Raw genomic sequence first — 17,437 nt, 5'->3', positions numbered from 1 at the left:
ATGACTGAAAATATGATATCGAATTACAAGCGCAAAACGCTAGCCGCAGTTGCAGGGCTGCCGGTGCTCTTCACGCTGCTCGCCGGCTGTTCCGGCAACCATAACGAGAACAATTCCCCGAGCCCGTCCGCGAGCGCGCCGGCCTCGGAGCAGGCTGCGAACACGGCTTCCGCGGCCTCCGACAAACCCAAGGAAAAAGTCGAGGTGTCGTTCTGGGCGCTGCAATTCGAGCCCTATATGGACGAATGGTGGAAAAAGTGGGTTGCCGAATTCAACGCGCAAAGCGACAGTACGATCATTAAATTGGAAATCGTGCCGAACGGCGAGCCGTACCAGCAAAAGCTGAAAGCGGCGCAAGCGGCCGGAACGGCGCCTGAAATCGTACAGAGCTCGTGGACGGACGTCATCGCCAAGTACGCGACGAACAGCCTGATGCTGCCGCTCGACGACTATCTCAGCCAAGATGCGTTCGACAACCTGTTCCCGATCGCCCAGCAAGCCGTCACGTATAAGGGCAAGCATTATGCCTACCCGCTGTTCGTCGAGCCAGCAGGCGTGTTCTACTACCGCAAAGATAAATTCGCCGAAGCCGGGCTTGATCCGGAGAAACCGCCCGCAAGCTGGGATGAGTTGATCGAATACGGCAAGAAGCTGACCAAAGAAGGACAATACGGCTTCCAGATGGCGGGTCCGGCCGCCGAAGCGGGCATCGTCTCGTGGGAGCTCGAGTATATGCTCGGTACGGGCGCCATCTCTGAAGACTGGTCGAAAGCGACCGTTAACGACGACAAGCACAAGCAGATTTTGCAATTCTGGAAGCAGCTCTACGACGAAAAGATCGTACCGAAGCAGCCGTTGTCCGGCTGGTCCGATCTGAAGCCGCTCAGCGAAGGCAAAGTGGCGATGCAGCTCTCGGGCTCGTGGGGGCTTGGCCAGCTTCGCGGCGCGTACAAGGACCAGGTCGATATGAAAAACATCGGCGTATCGTCGATGCCGACGCCGGACGGCGCGACCGGCGTCACGACGACGTCGATGGGCGGCTGGTTCCTCGGCATCGACGGCAAGGCGAAGCATCCGGAAGCGGCGGCCGAATTCATCTCCTGGCTGCTCTATGACAATAACGAGCCGATGCTCGACTTCTTCAAAGCGGCGGGCTACTGCCGGTTCCCGATCACGAACAAGCTGAACGACGCCGTCAAGAGCGATCCGGAGGCGAGCGCAGATCCGTTCTTCCAGGCGATCATGGAAAAAATCATTCCTTACGCGCTGCCGGAGCCGTCTTACCCGTTCGATATTCGCCTTGCGATGGGCAGCGCCATCGATCGCGTCATCATCGAAGGCATGGACATCGACAAATCGCTGGCCCAGGCGGATAAAGAAATCAATGACTTCATTAAAAAGAACGATGTCCAGGCGAAACGGCCGAACGCTTAACCCGATCGTTCGCGTCTGACTTCGCCATCCATCCGGAAGCAACGGCCGGAGCCCGCTCGCGCACGGCTACCCGGCCCGTTGTTCCGTTCCATGTCTTTTATGCGCTTTAACGAGGTGAACCGACCATGAAGGCCAAACAAAAAGAAGCGCTGCAGGCCTATGTTTTTCTGCTGCCGGCGCTGATTACGATCACGACTTTCGTGATCCTGCCGCTCATTTATTCCGCCGTTGTCAGCTTCTTCAACTGGAGCTTCTACACGGAGTCCACTTTTGTCGGCCTGAAAAACTACGCCCGCGTGCTGTCGGACAACAAGTTTTGGGACGCCATGCTCGTTTCCCTGAAGTTCGTGGCGATCCTGCTGCCGTCGCAAGTGGTGCTCGCGTTTATTTTCGGTCTCCTCCTCCGCAGACTGCAGGGGAAAACGGCTTCATTCGTCAAGACAAGCATCTACATCCCCTACGTCATGTCGGGGATCGTCACCGGCCTGCTATTTTCTTTTATGTACTATTACGAGGGAGGCTTGCTCAACTCGATTGCCGGCTGGTTCGGCATCGAGAAGATCGCCTGGCTGATCGATCCGAAGTTCGTCGATTTCGCCGTCGTGCTGCCGGCCATCTGGATCTCGCTCGGCTATAACTCCCTGCTCATTCTCGCCGGACTCAACGATATTCCGAGAATCTATTACGAAGCGGCGTCGTTGGAAGGCGCAAGCCCATGGAGACAAACGATCTTCATTACCGTTCCGCTCATGCGCAATCTCTTCGTATTCATTATCGTGACCGGCGTCATCGGCACGCTGCAGTTTTTCGATCTGCCGCTTATCTTGACGAACGGGGGACCGATGGACAAGACGACCACGCCGATGCTGCTCATTTACAGGCGATATCTGATCGATTCCGATCTCGATTTTTCCATTGCCGCTTCGCTGGTCATGTTCGTCATTCTCGGTACCGTATCCGCGTTTATATTCAAGTTGATCAATTCGCAGAAAGCCCAGGAGTAGCGGCTTGAAGGAGGTTTACCCTGATGACTAGTCGGTCTATCGACGGAATCGTACTGCGGCTGTTCGGCCTATTGATCGCCTTCGTGGCGCTGTTTCCGCTGCTGTGGGCGATTATCGCCGGATTTAAGAGCGATTCGCAAATATTGGCGGTTCCCTTCCGCTTTTTTCCGAAGGTGTGGGATCCGGCAAACTATGTTGCCCTTTTGGGAGATGAAGCATTTCTGCGTTCGTTGGCCACAACCTTTCTCGTAGCTGGCGTGACTACGGTACTGTCGCTGTTCTTCAACTCGCTGGCGGCGTTCGCTTTCGCGCGGATGACGTTCCCTTTCAAAAAGTCGCTTTGGGCCTACGTCATGATTCCGCTGTTCGTCCCGGCGATCTCCATCCTGATTCCTTCGTACATTATTGTCAGCAAGCTGCATCTGGTCGACTCGGTGCTCGTCCTCATGCTTCCCTTTATCGTCGGGGTTTACGGCGTTTTTTTCATTCGGCAATTTTATTTAAACGTTCCGAGCTCTTACGAAGAAGCGGCGATCATTGACGGGGCTTCTTATTTTCAGGTGTATACGAAAATATTTTGGCCGCTGTCCCACCCGCCGTTCGTCATCGTCGGCGTCGGTTCGTTTCTGGGCATGTGGAACTCGTTCGTGTGGCCGATCATGACCATTTCCGATCCGAAGCTGTTCCAGATCATGCAGCTGCTCGCTTATTTCCGCAATCAATACGGCTCGGAGATCGGCATGTGGCTGACCGGAAGCACGATTGCGGCGCTGCCGATCATTATTTTGTTTCTCGTTTTCCAGAAATACATTATCGAAGGATTGAAGATTTCCGGCCTCAAATAAAAAGGAGGGACAGGACCATGAAATCTTTCTTCAAAATCGGTATGTGCGCCTTGCTCGCCTGGGGGACGATCGGCTTCGGCCCTTCGTCTTCCCGGCCTGTTTATGCGGCGTCGGTCATCAAGAACGGCAATTTGGAGACCGGCGGATTGACGGGACCGGGCAACGGCTGGACGGTTCATACGACGTCCGGCGCGGCGCCCACGACACCCGCCAATCTCGCCGCCGTCGACAGCAACAAGCAGGGCGACTATTTCTTGGCTACGGGCGTCATGAAGGACCGCTGGACGATCTCGGGCGGCAAGCTCAATCTGAACCGCCAGAGCGAAGAAGGCGACATGTTCGTACAGCGCCTGAATGCGGCCGCTTCGGCAGATATGGAGCTGTCGGCCGTCATTAACATCGCCGATGGCGGGGCGACCGCTGGTCTCAAGTTCCGCGCGGACGACCGCAATATGAAAGCGTACGGGTTGCTGCTGTACCCGGGCTCGGACGAGCTGGCGCTGGTCAAATTTCCGTATATGGGAGAGGGCAACCTGCTGCATACGCAGCCCTATACGCTTAATACCGGCACCGATTATACCGTCAAGGTGCAGAGCTACAGCCAGGGTGGCAATGTCGTCATTAAAGTGTACATAGGCGGAACGAACGTTTTCAATTACACGGACGTGAACCAGCCTTCGCAGCCGTTCTATTTCCAGCCGAACGGCGTTTATGCAGGCGTTACCGCCAACACGACAAAAGCGACGTTCGACGATTTGACGCTCAATAACTTCGCCGGCGGCGCCTTTGTCTCCAACGTGTACACCGACAATTTCAGCTCGAGCTCGCTCGCTTCGAACTACAAGCTGTTTCCGGGCAACCAAACGATTATCGACGACAGCTTCGTCGGCATGATTGTGTCCGACTCTTTTACGGTCGACAACCATTACATCACCTTCCGGATGGCCGGCCAGGAAGATGCGGCGAACGAATACGTCGCGCTCGTGCGTGATTCCGACAATGTGATGCTGTACAAGGAGACGGGGGAAAATAACGATTACATGTCCGTCAAAGCATGGGATGTATCCGCTTATCAAGGTCAAACGGTCCATATCGCCATCGTCGACAACGGCAGCGGGGGGCGTGCGCATATGGTGGCGGACGATTTTCGGCTGGCATCGGCGGTTCCGATGGAAAAGGATGTAAGCATTCTCGAAAGCCAGGTCGGTTATCATACCGACGGCGTCAAGCGAATTTATTTGCGCAGCGCCAAAGCGAATCCGGACGTCGATCCGGCGGGCCGAACGTTCCAGATCAAGTCGGGCGGCACGACGCTCGGCAGCGGCACCGTTTCAAGCCGCCAAGAGAAGTGGGGCAGCTACTGGTGGGTGCTCGATTTCAGCGCTTATACGACGGCCGGCACTAATCTGCATGTGCAGTTGGACGACCTCGTGTCGTCGGACTTCGATATCGGAGACCATGTGATGACCGATAACAATCAGCTCATCACGATCGCGCTCGATCAACTGGAGGCGCGGGCGGTTCCGGGCAAAGAAGGCTGGCTGGACAGCTCGGGAGACATCCGTGAGTTAACGTCGATGATCATCGCCACGAACGCGCTGGTCGACATTTACGAGAACTTCAATGCGCAATTGTCGCCGGCCAATCAGACGAGGCTTCACAATCTGATCGCCGACGGCGCCGATTATTTGGCCGCGGCCCAGCAGCCGGACGGCCGGTTCGTGCATGACTTGTACCCCAACCCTTGGGGCGGCTACGAGGTGCTGACGCTTCACGACGCCATTTACGCGATGACGGCGCTGGCGCGGGCTTATCAGGTTACGTCGAACGGCGTTTACCTGAATGCGGCGGGAGCCGCCTATGACATGATTCAGGCGAGAAAAGGCTCGCCGGGCGGCTACAATCCGCTGGACGAGATCGATTATCACGGAGACGGCAACGGTCTGACGTACACGTCACGCGGCGCCCGCATCGAATATTACATTCCCGACGCGTCATGGACGATGCCGACCTCGATGAAGACCAAAGAAAAAATGACTTATTTATGGGCGAATACGCTTATGTTCAAGCTGACGGGCGATCCGGACTATAAGAATACGGCGATCGAGTTGGCCGACTCCGTTGCGGAACGCCAGTTCACGGATTTTAACAATCCGGTCGGCCCGGCCTACGGCAACTTCTACGAATTCGAGGGCTACGACAATGCTTTCGTCAAGGACTGGATTCAGGCGTACGGCATCCTGCTTGGCTACATCGAACCGACGAATCTGAAGGGGTTCATGGATTTGATCGAGCTGGATCCCGGCCACGCGAACGTAGCCAAATGGTACAATGTCGTGCGCACCTACGGCGAAAATTACATCAAGAAGACGGCCGCGGACAACCCGCTCGGCATTTATCCGGTAGCCGCTTACGCCGACCCTGCCTACCGGGACGTCAAGTATTTTCAATCGATCGCGCACGGAGCCACTTCTTTGTACGGCATGATCGCCAAGAACATTTTGGAAATCGGCAATTTCCTCGGGGATGCTGCATATCAGAAGCTGGCGGAGAACAATCTGCAATTCGTCGTCGGCCTCAATCCAGGTATTCCGAATTCGCCGAAGGAGACGGCGTGGGATTCGCGATCGCTGCTGAAGAATATCGGCGAGCGCTCCTTCCAGGGCTTCGGCGGACTGAGCGAGGCGCCTGACGGGAGCGGCTACAACGGCTTCAGCGCCGTCGACCAGTTCGTGCAGAAGGACGTTCGGCTGTCGCCCGACGCCCCCAAAGGCATCCTGCGTCCGAACGGGCTGCTGCAGTTCAACGAGGATTATATCCCGCACGGACTTGGCTATGCAGGCGGCCTGGCTTTTCTGGAAGGCCCTTTCAAGCTGAAAATCACGGCCAAAAACAACGGCAGTCCGGTATCGGCATCGGTAAACGTCCAACTGGCCGCGCCGCATTCGGCGTCGACCGGTCCGGGCGGAGAGGTGACGGTGACGAATCTGCCGCTCGGCCAATCGGGCACGGTCAGCGTGACGTACGGCTCGTCGACGATTGAACGTCCGATTGCCGTCGTCGGCGGTGGCCGCCTGGAATGGTCCGTCGATTTCGCCGATTATGTCGGCGTAACCGTAGCGGTGCCGGCAGCGCTGACGACGGGGCATGCGAAGCAGGGAACGGTGACGCTGCACAACTATGGAAGCGGTAGTGTGACAGGTACGCTGTCGCTGCTTGCAGACGGCGCGACGCTGTCGTCCGGCTCCGGCAGCGTAACCATCGGCGCCGGCAGCACGGCAACGCAGACGTTCGATGTCGTGCCGGGGAGCAAAACGATGCCTTATCTCGTGCATGCGCGCTTCGTATCGGCACACAACGATTCGACGGCGAACGGCTACGGCAGCGTGCAAGGCTCGACTTCGCAGCTGCTTGCCGACGATTTCTCGACCGGCGATCTGGCGGGCTGGGAACGGACATTTTCCGGAACGTGGTCAACCGCGTCGGGCAAAGGGCAGGTGGGCACGTCAGGCGCGAACGACGCCTATGCCTTGTACCGGGGGCCGCGGGCGCAAAGCTTTACGTACGAAGGCGATTTGTCGATCGCTTCCCAGTCCGGCACGCCCCGCGGCGCGGCGGGGTTGACCTTCTGGTCGAACGACGACGGCACGAAGCGGTACGATCTCGTCGTCGACAAAGGCGACAGTACGATCAAAATCATCAAGCGGCCTTACAGCATTGTCGATTATCGGCCGGTTGCGGGCGGGTTTGCCTATGGGCAGACTTACCATGTCAAACTGGCCGTCCAGGGCACGAGCGCTGCAGTTTACCTGGACAATATGTCAACACCGGTATTCACGACGACGCTCCCCGACTTTTTCCCGGGAGATAGCGACAACCCTTGCAGCGCATGCGATCGCTTCGGCATCTTCGGCTACGATAACGGCGCCGTCGCGTTCGACAACTTGTCGGCTACGCTGCTCCGGCCTGTCACCGGCGTATCGCTGAACAAAAGCTCGCTTACTTTGACGCCGGGCTTCAAAGAGACGCTGCGGGCCAACTTCGCTCCGGCGAACGCGGCGAATCGAACCGTGACCTGGTCGTCCAGCGATCCGTCGATCGCCTCCGTATCCGCGAACGGTGTCGTTTCCGGCGTCCGCGAGGGAACGGCTGTCGTAACAGCTGCGACAGCGGACGGGTCCTATACCGCTTCGGCAGCTGTCGACGTCAAGCTTGTGAGCGAAGACTTCAGCACCGACGCTTATTTCATGAACACGTGGTCCATCTACGCTGGGGCCTGGTACGATATTCCGGCGAACGGAAGCGTGGAGGTGGCCAGTCCGAAAGGCTTCGCCTACAGCGTCAACAACATGGCCGAGGCCGCCGATTTTGCATACAGCGCCAAAATCAAGCTGAAAAGCGGCGCTTCGGCAGGGCTCAGCTTCCGTCTGGACGATGCGGGGACGCAAGGCTACGATGTGTCGATCGACACCGGCGGCAACATCCAACTCGCCGCAAGACCTTACGGCGGCGCGATCGGCACCGCTTCGTATACCTATAGCGCCAGCAAGACGTACGCGCTTAAAGTGGTGGCGGAGCAGTCGCGCATCAAAGTATATCTGGACGGCGTCGAGAAGATCAGCGCTGCAACCAATCACCAATACTCTCGCGGGAGATTCGGCTTGATGGCTTTTCAGTCGACCGCCGAATTCGACGATGTCGAGGCGACCGCAATTCTTTTGAACGACAATTTCGACGACAACAGCCTGGACGGATGGACCGCTTCGGGGGCGTGGACGAACGCCTCGCACAAGCTGCAGTTCAATACGGGCGCCGGCAACACGGCGATTCTGACGAACGGCGCGGCCAGCGCTAACAATTTCATCTACGAAGGGGACGTCACGCTCGCCTCGGGCGACGTGGGGCTCAGCTTCCGCCTGAATGGCGCCGCTACGCAAGGCTACGATCTGATTCTGAGTCAGGGCGGGGGCGTGGTCAAGCTTGCCGAGAGGCCTTATGTCTTGCTTGCCAGCGCCTCGTACGCACTCAACGCCAATCAGACCTATCGCGTCAAAGTCGTAGCCTCCGGCGAGCATATCCAGGCCTATGTAGACGGAACGAAGGTCATCGACTCTTACGGGGCTTCCACCTATAAGGAAGGGAAATTCGGCCTACTCGCTTATAGTTCAACCGGCACCGTCGACAATTTAAAGGCATCGTTCCTTGCGCCGGCCGGCAGTTATTCGGACAGCTTCAATGCTTCGTCTATGACCGGATGGCGGGCGGTAGGGGGAACATGGTCGAATAGTTCGAACTACAGGCAGGGAAGCGCAACGACTGCAGGCGGCGAGCAAATCTATGAGGATGTCGTCGGCGACAATATGACCGTGTCCGCAGACTTGACCATCCATTCGGGCACGGCAGCGGGACTCGGCTTCCGCCTGAACGACTACAGCACGGGCGGTTATACGGTTATTCTCGACAGACTGGACAGCGGAGGCATCTTGAAGCTGGCGACGAAGCCTTACGCCGTACTTGGCGCCTATTATTTACCGGTTGCGACGGATACCGCTTACAATGTTAAGGTCGAGGCCGTCGGACCGCGAATCAAGGTGTATCTGAACAACGTCCTGCGCATCGATGTCACGGACAAGCAATATTCGCGCGGCAAGATGGGCCTGTTCGCCTACGACAGCACCAGCTATTTTGACAATTTGAATTACGCTAAGATAGGCTCGTAACGATTAAAATACGCGACATAACTGGACGGTATAAAAAAAAGGAGCCCTCCGCACGGATGACTGTTCGTCCGATGCGGAAGGGCTCTTTTTGTTCTTTTTGCACAAAAATTAATTAGCGATAAAAAAGGCCGTTGTTGATTTTGGTTAAGGAATCGAGCGGAATGAAGCGCTGACCGCTCATGTCGAGCGCGAGATCGAGCCGGCCGCTCTGCCAGCGCTGGTAGCCGACAACGGACAACGCATACAGCATCTTGTCGCCGAGCGGCTCGGCAACGTATACGAGGCGGTCCTTCGCCTTGACGCGGGCGATCAGCCGTTCCTGTTGAGGCGCGAAAGGCTTGTCGCCGAGCAGCCAGGACAGCCTTTCATAGGGGTCGAACGTCTCGGCAGCAGTCAGTAGACGGAGCTCGCCGGGCTTGCCCGGCGTCGCGGCTTCAGGCATGTACGGCTCACTTGCAGCAGCCGCCAGCCATTGGGCTTCGTTGCTTACGGGAAGCAGCTCCGCAGACTTGGCATCCAGCCAGATCGTCTCCTTTGAAAGCTTGACTTCCCAGGCGGCTGCGAGGGGGTGGATATAATGCTTGACTGCGCGAAAAGCGTTCGAATTCGCAGCCGGAATGTAGCCGCCTGTTGCCAGCGCCATGCGCAGCGTCGTCGTATCGAAAAGCGGCTTGGGGCCAAGGCCGTATTCGCCAAGTCGGCAGGTGCCGTCTTCGGCTGCATACACGACGACGTATCCGAGCGGCGAACCTTTCGGACCGACCACGGTCGCGAGCCAGCCGTGCGTGCCGGGACCGAGCGACTCGATGCGGGGCGAGCCGGTCTTCCAGGCTGCAAAGCCAGGCTGGCCGGACAGCTGCGAGACGATGGCCTGCGCGCATCGGGCCGGATCGGTCGTATCCGCGGGCACGGGCGCCGCCGCGACCGGCCTTGATGTGGACAGGATGCTTAAAACGGACAGCAGTAGGACGAGCAGCAGCGGTCTGCCGGCGGCGGACCGATTGGCTTTTCGCATCGTATCACCTTTAGTCGTTGGATTGTTCGGGCTTGTCCGTTCATTGTAACGGAGCGGCGCCGCCGATGGTGCCGGATGCTGTCCGGCGACGCAGCGGGAAGGGCTTCTATTTTTGTCGCATCGGGGCTAATGAATGCCCGGTAAGTGGAACAGGCCGCAGTTCATGACGGATAACGTCACTCTCGGCCGATATTGCCAGTCGATCTCGGACTCCCGCTGGGCGAGGCGCTGCGACAGCGTCTCCTTTTCCTCGTCGGTCAATGCCCGTCCGATCATCGGATTGTAATAGGAGCGGATCCGGCGCAATTCGTCCTGTCTGCGGTCCTCGGCTTCGGCCGCCCAGACGAAATCGCCGGACTTCAGCTTGCGCTCGAGCGCCTGCTCGAGCTGGGTCATCGCCTTCTTAAGCGACAGCCCGTTCGGCAGCAGGTGCACGTTGGAAGGCAGCTTCGGCGTCAGTCTCCGTCCGCGCAGCCCTTCCAAAAACCGCTCGTCGATATAGCCGGTGGCCAGCGATATGCCCCAGCCGTACATTTCCTCGCGCTTCATGTCGCATTCATAGTCCACCTTGAAATTGACGCCGAGCCATGCCGTGTACGGATTGGAGCCGAGCCGGTCGGCCCTTCCCCTCGGCGGCTCCTCGAACATGGCGACGCAGCGGCCGCCGTCTCGAACCGCGCCGAAGATCTGCGCCAGCCGCCCCGACCCGAAGTACAAGTCCTCGCGCAGCACGCGGACGGGCGCGACGCCAAAGCCGAGGGGAGATAGCCCGGCAGCTGAAGCCGAACCCTGCGGCTCGCCGGTTTCCGGGGCGGAATCGGCGTCCCCGGTCTCGTCGTCCTGCCCGAAATGCCAGGAAAACGTCAGCGTCTCGGGCGGCGTCCCCGTACGTTCTACGAAGCCCCAGTAGTAGGGACGGTTCGTCAGCCGTTTGTCTGCCTCCGGCGATAGCCTGACGGTCACGCTCCCCTTCGCTTTTTCGATAATGTCGCACCCCGTCGCCTCAAGGTAGGACATCACGAACTTTTCCACCTGCTTGGCGTTCATGCGCTAGACCTCCTTCTCTACCTGCGATTTGGTACGAAGGAGCGATTCGCCAAGACCGTCGATGCGGCTTCGCAGTTCGCCTTCGTCTTTGGCGTCCAGCATCATTTTGGCGAGGCGCTTCTCGAGCGATTCTTCGCGCTCCATGCGCTCCACGATCTCGTCGAGTTCGCCGATGACCGTCTCGAACATATTGATTTTCTCGTGCAGCAGGTGCACGATATGCTCCTCGATTGTCCCGTAGGTGCAGAGATTGTAGATCTTCACGTCCTCGGTCTGCCCGAGGCGGTGCACCCGGCCGATCCGCTGCTCGACGCGCATCGGATTCCATGGCAGGTCGAAGTTGATGATATGGTGGCAGAACTGCAGATTAATTCCTTCGCCGCCGGCCTCAGTCGCCACCATCACCTGCGCGCGCCTGCGGAACAGGTCCATCATCCAGTCTTTTTTGCCCCGGTTCATCCCGCCGCGGTAAGGGACGGCGGTCAGCCCGTGCTCCTGGAAAAAACGGAGGAGATATTCCTGCGTCTGGCGATACTCCGTGAATACGATAACCTTGTCGCCGATTTCATTGATCAGCTTCATCGTCGCTTCAGCTTTTGTATTCGCTTTGACCTGGCGGATGAACTCGACAAGCTCCCAGATTTTCGGCCGGCGGGGCGAGTCTTCAGGCGTTTTCTTGAAAAGGTTGATGAGCGTCAGGAATACGGCGTCCCGACTGGAGCATACTTCGCGCTGCAGCGTAACGAGCGATAGCATGCTGGACATGTCGACGCCTTCGACAGTCGCATTCTCGCGAACGTAGCGGGTGACGGCCTCGTAGAGCGCCTGCTCCTCGGGCGACAGCCGGAGCGGGACGTTGGCGACAAATCGCTTCGTGAACTCGACGCCGCCGTCGGTGCGCCGGTTGCGGATCATGACCTGGCCGAGCGCTTCCTGCAGCTTGTCTTCGTTTTTGGCGACTCGCTTGCCGGCCACGTAGTTCGCGGAGAAATCGCCTTCGCCGCCGAGCTGGCCGGGTTTGAGCAGCGTGATGAGATTGTAGAGTTCGTTCATATCGTTCTGCACGGGCGTCGCCGTCAGCAGCAAACAATACTTTTTGCGAATATCGCTGACGAACTGGTAATTGCCGGTCTTTTTGTTCTTGAGCTTGTGCGCCTCGTCGATGACGAGCATGTCGTACTCGGTATCGAGCAGCAGCTCGCGGTGCGGGTCGCGCTTGGCCGTGTCGATCGAAGCGACGACGACATCGTTGTTCCAGTGGTACGCCTTTTTCTGCGCGATGGCCGGAATGCCGAACTTGGCGTTCAGCTCGCGAACCCATTGCAGCACGAGGGAGGCCGGCACGAGAATGAGCGTCCGTTTCACAAGCCCCCGAACCATATATTCCTTCAGAATGAGCCCGGCTTCGATCGTCTTGCCGAGACCGACCTCGTCCGCGAGAATCGCTCTGCCCCGCATCTCGTGAAGAACGCGCCGCGCCGTGTCCTCCTGATGAGGAAGCGGCGTAAGGCCGGGCAGCACCCGCATGCACTGCAGCTCGTGGAAATCCGTTACAAGCTGCGCTTCCTCGGCTTCCCAGGACATCTTATAGAGAGACCAGTCGTCCCACGGTCCGCCACGATCGGCTCTGCGCTCGAGCTCCTCGAAGGCGGTGCGGTCGACATGCAGAGCGACGAGCGGATGCAGCTTGCGCGCATTGCGCGCGGCGTCGTCCGGCGAAGCGGCTGTATTTACAGGGTGCACGCCGGCTGGGAGGGCATTTTGCTGTGCGGCAGTATGGGATGCGCCGTCGGTCGACGCGAACGAAGGAGCGATGCCGCCGGTCGATTTTACTTCGGCCTCGGAGCCGTGCGGATGATAAAATGGGGGGCGCAGACGCTACTCCTCCTCTTGGGTCTATTCTTCTAGTATGAGCAAGCGCGGCAATTTCATAACCTCCGGGCGGCATAAATCGGGCGGGTTCGGCAGCTTGTGTCGGCGGTCCGAATTTTGTGGGACAAATGTAGCAATTCACGGGAAGGTCACTCGAATATCTATATTTTGTAGCGTATAATGGGTGTCGTCGCAATATATTGTGTCCTATGGGGAGAGTGGCGAAGTGAGTATCTCATTGGAAAACGACGGAGCGAGCAAGGCCGCAGGCCGTCGTCTCGAAGGCTTGAGCGAAAAGATTTTCCTCGACCGGTATGCCTGGAAAAACGCGGATACGAACGCGGTCAAGGTCGGCGACACGGTGCTGGCGCTGACGAAGGACGATCCGAAGTTCCCGGCCAAGGAGGTCGGCGAGGTCGTCGCGCGGGACGGCAGGCGGGTGACGGTGCGCACGCGCGTGGGCGATCTGGTCGAGACGTCGCCGGAGAAGCTGACGCTGACGATTGAAAAGTCGCCGGAGGAAATGTGGGACCGGCTGGCCGGCGCGATGGCTTCGGTCGAAGCGCCGGAGCGTCAGGAAATCTGGCGCGATCGGTTCCGCTGGCTGCTCGACGATTGGAAGCTCGTGCCGGGCGGCCGCATCGCAGCGGGCGCAGGCGCCAGCGACGAGCTGACGCTGTTCAACTGCTACGTCATCCCGTCGCCCAAGGACAGCCGCGGCGGCATCATGGTGACGCTGACCGAGATGACCGAGATCATGTCGCGCGGCGGCGGCGTCGGCATCAATCTGTCGTCGCTGCGCCCGCGCCGGTCGATCGTGCGGGGCGTGAACGGCTCCTCGAGCGGCGCCGTGTCCTGGGGCGGCCTGTTCAGCTACACGACCGGGCTGATCGAACAAGGCGGCAGCCGGCGCGGCGCGCTCATGCTGATGATAAACGACTGGCACCCCGACGTCGTCGACTTCATCACGGTCAAGCAGACGATGGGACAGGTGACGAACGCCAACCTGTCGGTATGCGTGAGCAACGGCTTCATGAAGGCGGTCAAAGAGGACTTGGATTGGGAGCTTGTGTTCCCCGATACGTCCGACGCCGAGTACGACGCGCTGTGGGACGGCGACCTGGACAAATGGAAGTCGCTCGGCAAGCCGGTCATTCCTTATCGCACCGTCCGCGCGCGCGAGGTGTGGCGCACGATCATCGAGTCGGCCTGGAAGTCGGCCGAGCCAGGCGTCGTTTTTATGGAATACTACAATCAGATGTCGAATAGCTGGTATTTCAATCCAATCATTTGCACGAATCCATGCTTTCATCCGGATACGCGCATCTCGACGGAATTCGGCCTGATTCGGATTGAAGAATTGCACCGGAGAATGGCGGGGAAGTCGTTCCTTACTGCGACAGATGAACGGCTCGTAGAGCAGGCGCGAGTCGTTGGCGGGCGCTCTTACGAGGTTCCCGGCGTACGTATGCGTGAGGCGGTCGTATTTCCGACGGGCGTCAAGGAGACGGTCGTGGTCGAATTAAAAAACGGAATGGAACTCAAGGTTACGCCGGATCACCGGCTCTATACGGATAAAGGCTGGAAGGAAGCGCAGCACTTAACGACTGACGATGAAATTTATATTCAATCCGGACATGGCCGTTTTTCGGAAAAAGACGAGCTTGGCGAGGAATGGGGCCTGTTCCTGGGATGGCTGACCGGCGATGGGTGGATATCGCAGCGCGATGACATCGGCATGGTGTTCGGATCCGAAGACGGGGAAGCGCTCGATCGCCTTGTTGAAGCTGGAGAGCGGCTGTCTGGGGTACGAGCCAAAGTTTTCGAACGCGAGAATGGGACCAAGCAAGTCAATTGGTGGAAAAAAGCGTTCCGCGAAAAGCTTCTGGAGCTAGGCGTTAAGCAAGTCAAAGCGCCCTTAAAGGAAGTGCCGGACGCGATTTTCACGGCGTCCAAGACAACGGTCACGGCTTATTTGCAGGCTTTGTTTTGCAGCGACGGCACGGTTTACGACAAGGATGAGATGCATCGCACGCTTCGGCTGACGTCCTCGTCGAAAAAACTGCTTCAGGGCGTTCAACTGCTGCTGCTTAACTACGGAATCAACGGTACGATCTACAGCCGACCGAAAAAGGCGCAGTCGCAGTTTTCGTACACGACACTCGAAGGAGAGCTTCGTACGTATGACAGCAATCCTTTCTACGAATTGATATTGAGCGGCAACAACATCGTCGCATTTAGAGACGAGATCGGTTTCGGTCTCGTTAGCCGCAAGCAAGAAGCGCTCGAGCGAATCGCGCGTCCTTCGCGCAAGAGCGAGAAATTCATGTCGCGTGTCGTTAATGTATCGCCTGGCGAAACCGTGACCGTCTACGACATAACGGAGCCTGTCACGCATTCGCTCATCGCGGGGGGCATCGTGGCCCACAACTGCGGTGAACAAGGACTTCCGGCATGGGGCGTCTGCAACCTGTCGGCGGTTAATCTGTCGCGCTTCTACGACGAAGCGAAGCACGACGTCGCCTGGGAAGAGCTGGGCCGGGTCGTCCGGTATTCGACGCGCTTCCTGGACAATGTCATCGACAAGACGCCGTACCACTTTGCGGAAAATGAAGCGAACCAGAAGCTCGAACGACGCGTCGGCCTCGGCACGATGGGGCTCGCCGAGCTGATGATCCGGCTCGAGATCCGCTACGGCAGCCCGGAGAGCCTGGCATTCCTCGACAAGTTGTACGGCTTCATGGCCAAAGAGGCTTACCTGGCCTCGACGGACATCGCAGCGGAAAAGGGCTCGTTCCCGGCATTCGAGGCGGAGCCGTTTCTGCAGAGCGGCTTCATGAAAAACTTGACGGAGACGTATCCGGAAGTGGGCGCGGCGGTGCGCGAGCGCGGCATGCGCAACGTTACCGTGCTGACGCAGGCGCCGACGGGCTCGACGGGCACGATGGTCGGAACGTCGACGGGTATCGAGCCGTACTTCGCGTTCGAGTTTTACCGGCAGAGCCGGCTCGGTTACGACAAGCAGCTCGTTCCGATCGCGCAGGAATGGCAGGACACGCATCAGGGCGAACAGCTGCCGCCATGGTTCGTGACCGCGATGGACCTGTCCGCGAAGGATCATATCCGCGCGCAGGCTGCGATCCAGCGCTGGGTGGATAGCTCGATCTCCAAGACGGCGAATTGTCCTGCCGACTTTACGGTCGAAGAGACGGCCGAGCTGTACGAGCTTGCCTTCGAGCTGGGCTGCAAAGGCGTTACCATCTACCGCGACGGCAGCCGTGACGTGCAGGTGCTGAGTACGGCGAAGGACGAGAAGAAGGAAGAAAAGCAGGCGGAAAACAAGGACGAAGCCGCTCCGATCGCCGAAGCGGTAGCTGCGGTGCAAGCCGTATTGCCGGCTGCCGCGGCCCAAGCGGCGCCTAGCGCTCCAGCCGCACCCACTGCTGCGCCTGTCGTATCGGCAGCGCCCGTCGTATCGGCTCCAGTCGACAAAGCCTACAAGAGCCGTCCGAAAATCTTGCGGGGCGCGACTTACAAGTTCAACACCCCGTTCGGCATGGCGTATATCACGGTTAACGACCTCGACGGCACGCCTGGCGAGATTTTCCTGAACGTGGGCAAGGCCGGCTCCGACGTGTTCGCGATGGCCGAGGCGCTCGGCCGCGTCTGTTCGCTGTTCCTCCGGTACGGCGACCACGGCGACAAGGTGCAGCTGCTCGTCAAGCACCTCAAGGGCATCGGCGGCTCCGGCGCGGTCGGCTTCGGACCAAACCGCGTCGAGTCGATCGCCGACGCCGTCGCCAAGGCGCTCGAGCTGCACGCCGGGATTCTCGCAGAGGAAGCGGCTGCGTCCGAGGCGTTGGATGCCGGTGCGGCCGGCAGCGCCGCGGGGTCGATCGCCGCGACCGCTATCCCGGCACCGCCGGCCTATGGTTACGGCAAGTCCGGTCATACTTCGACGGACTTGTGCCCGTCCTGCGGCTCGGCTTCGCTGATTAACGTCGAGGGTTGCAAGACGTGTACGAATTGCGGTTACAGCAAGTGCAACTGACCATATTTTAACTGACGCCTGATTTTTGATGTATCTATCTCTCTGATCGATACATGGCGGAAGTGCAGAAGCAACTGGCGAAATGTGTGGCTAGAAAACAATAAATAAGTGCATGAAAATAATGAAGTAAGCCTAGTCCTTATTAATGGGACTAGGCTTTTTAATAAAGTCAAAAAGCGAATTAATCGAGATTGAAACGGATCGGCATGATCCGCCTCAAGCGGCAGAATGGGGCCACTAAGCGGACACCTTCGGTTCCCCGCAGGTTCATTGCATTGCAGACTTTGCCGGAAGAATTGCTCATGGCTATGCGAAGACGCTTTTTACGGAGCCAGACTGCGGCAGAGTAGTCCGCAGCCTTGATGGCGATGAACACAGGATCCTTAGATCGTCTCCTGCTTCTAGCATCGTGCGGAGATAGCTTCCTTTACCAACTAAGCAACGTTCGT

The 17,437-nt window shown here is 58.5% G+C and carries 8 protein-coding genes; 5 read left to right on the top strand and 3 right to left on the bottom strand.

The annotated features are described in order from the left end of the window. The first annotated feature begins 12 nt into the window (after positions 1-12). The 4 genes from ACFSR7_RS27205 to ACFSR7_RS27190 all read left to right on the top strand — a co-directional run bounded on the left by ACFSR7_RS27205 (position 13) and on the right by ACFSR7_RS27190 (position 9,003). Entirely contained in the window at positions 13-1,434 is a 1,422-nt protein-coding gene (locus ACFSR7_RS27205) for an ABC transporter substrate-binding protein (RefSeq protein ID WP_378167088.1), read from the top strand. Positions 1,435-1,559: 125 nt separating this feature from the next. Next, positions 1,560-2,438, top strand: a complete 879-nt coding sequence (locus ACFSR7_RS27200; protein ID WP_378167086.1) for a carbohydrate ABC transporter permease — start codon at positions 1,560-1,562, stop codon at positions 2,436-2,438. A 23-nt stretch (positions 2,439-2,461) separates the two neighbouring features. Beyond that, positions 2,462-3,283, top strand: a complete 822-nt coding sequence (locus ACFSR7_RS27195) for a carbohydrate ABC transporter permease (protein ID WP_378167084.1) — start codon at positions 2,462-2,464, stop codon at positions 3,281-3,283. A gap of 17 nt (positions 3,284-3,300) precedes the next feature. Beyond that, positions 3,301-9,003: a 3-keto-alpha-glucoside-1,2-lyase-like domain-containing protein gene (locus ACFSR7_RS27190; RefSeq protein ID WP_378167082.1), complete on the top strand. Its 5,703-nt coding sequence runs from the start codon at positions 3,301-3,303 to the stop codon at positions 9,001-9,003. 112 nt (positions 9,004-9,115) lie between these two features. Here ACFSR7_RS27190 and ACFSR7_RS27185 read toward each other — a convergent pair whose 3' ends face one another. The 3 genes from ACFSR7_RS27185 to ACFSR7_RS27175 all read right to left on the bottom strand — a co-directional run bounded on the left by ACFSR7_RS27185 (position 9,116) and on the right by ACFSR7_RS27175 (position 12,808). Beyond that, positions 9,116-10,018 carry a hypothetical protein gene (locus ACFSR7_RS27185; RefSeq protein WP_378167080.1) on the bottom strand — a complete coding sequence of 301 codons (903 nt, stop codon included), beginning with the start codon at positions 10,016-10,018 and terminating at the stop codon, positions 9,116-9,118. Between the two features lie 126 nt (positions 10,019-10,144). Continuing rightward, positions 10,145-11,065 (bottom strand): YqhG family protein, encoded by a 921-nt coding sequence (locus ACFSR7_RS27180; RefSeq protein ID WP_378167079.1) that lies wholly within the window; start codon positions 11,063-11,065, stop codon positions 10,145-10,147. A 3-nt stretch (positions 11,066-11,068) separates the two neighbouring features. Next, on the bottom strand, positions 11,069-12,808 hold the full coding sequence (locus ACFSR7_RS27175) for a DEAD/DEAH box helicase (RefSeq protein WP_378167077.1): 1,740 nt from the start codon (positions 12,806-12,808) through the stop codon (positions 11,069-11,071). Positions 12,809-13,163: 355 nt separating this feature from the next. Here ACFSR7_RS27175 and ACFSR7_RS27170 point away from each other — a divergent pair, with 355 nt between their 5' ends. Beyond that, positions 13,164-16,988 carry an LAGLIDADG family homing endonuclease gene (locus ACFSR7_RS27170; protein ID WP_378167075.1) on the top strand — a complete coding sequence of 1,275 codons (3,825 nt, stop codon included), beginning with the start codon at positions 13,164-13,166 and terminating at the stop codon, positions 16,986-16,988. The last annotated feature ends 449 nt before the right edge of the window (positions 16,989-17,437 follow it).

Origin of the sequence: Cohnella sp. GCM10020058, from assembly GCF_042683485.1 — a bacterium.
Taxonomy (GTDB): domain Bacteria; phylum Bacillota; class Bacilli; order Paenibacillales; family Paenibacillaceae; genus Cohnella.
This window is presented reverse-complemented; position numbering and strand designations above follow the sequence as displayed.

Bases quoted from the DNA above. Each gene is read 5' to 3' on its own strand.
- ACFSR7_RS27180 (WP_378167079.1), bottom strand. From the start codon at position 11,065: ATGAACGCCAAGCAGGTGGAAAAGTTCGTGATGTCCTACCTTGAGGCG.
- ACFSR7_RS27195 (WP_378167084.1), top strand. From the start codon at position 2,462: ATGACTAGTCGGTCTATCGACGGAATCGTACTGCGGCTGTTCGGCCTA.
- ACFSR7_RS27190 (WP_378167082.1), top strand. From the start codon at position 3,301: ATGAAATCTTTCTTCAAAATCGGTATGTGCGCCTTGCTCGCCTGGGGG.
- ACFSR7_RS27205 (WP_378167088.1), top strand. From the start codon at position 13: ATGATATCGAATTACAAGCGCAAAACGCTAGCCGCAGTTGCAGGGCTG.
- ACFSR7_RS27200 (WP_378167086.1), top strand. From the start codon at position 1,560: ATGAAGGCCAAACAAAAAGAAGCGCTGCAGGCCTATGTTTTTCTGCTG.
- ACFSR7_RS27185 (WP_378167080.1), bottom strand. From the start codon at position 10,018: ATGCGAAAAGCCAATCGGTCCGCCGCCGGCAGACCGCTGCTGCTCGTC.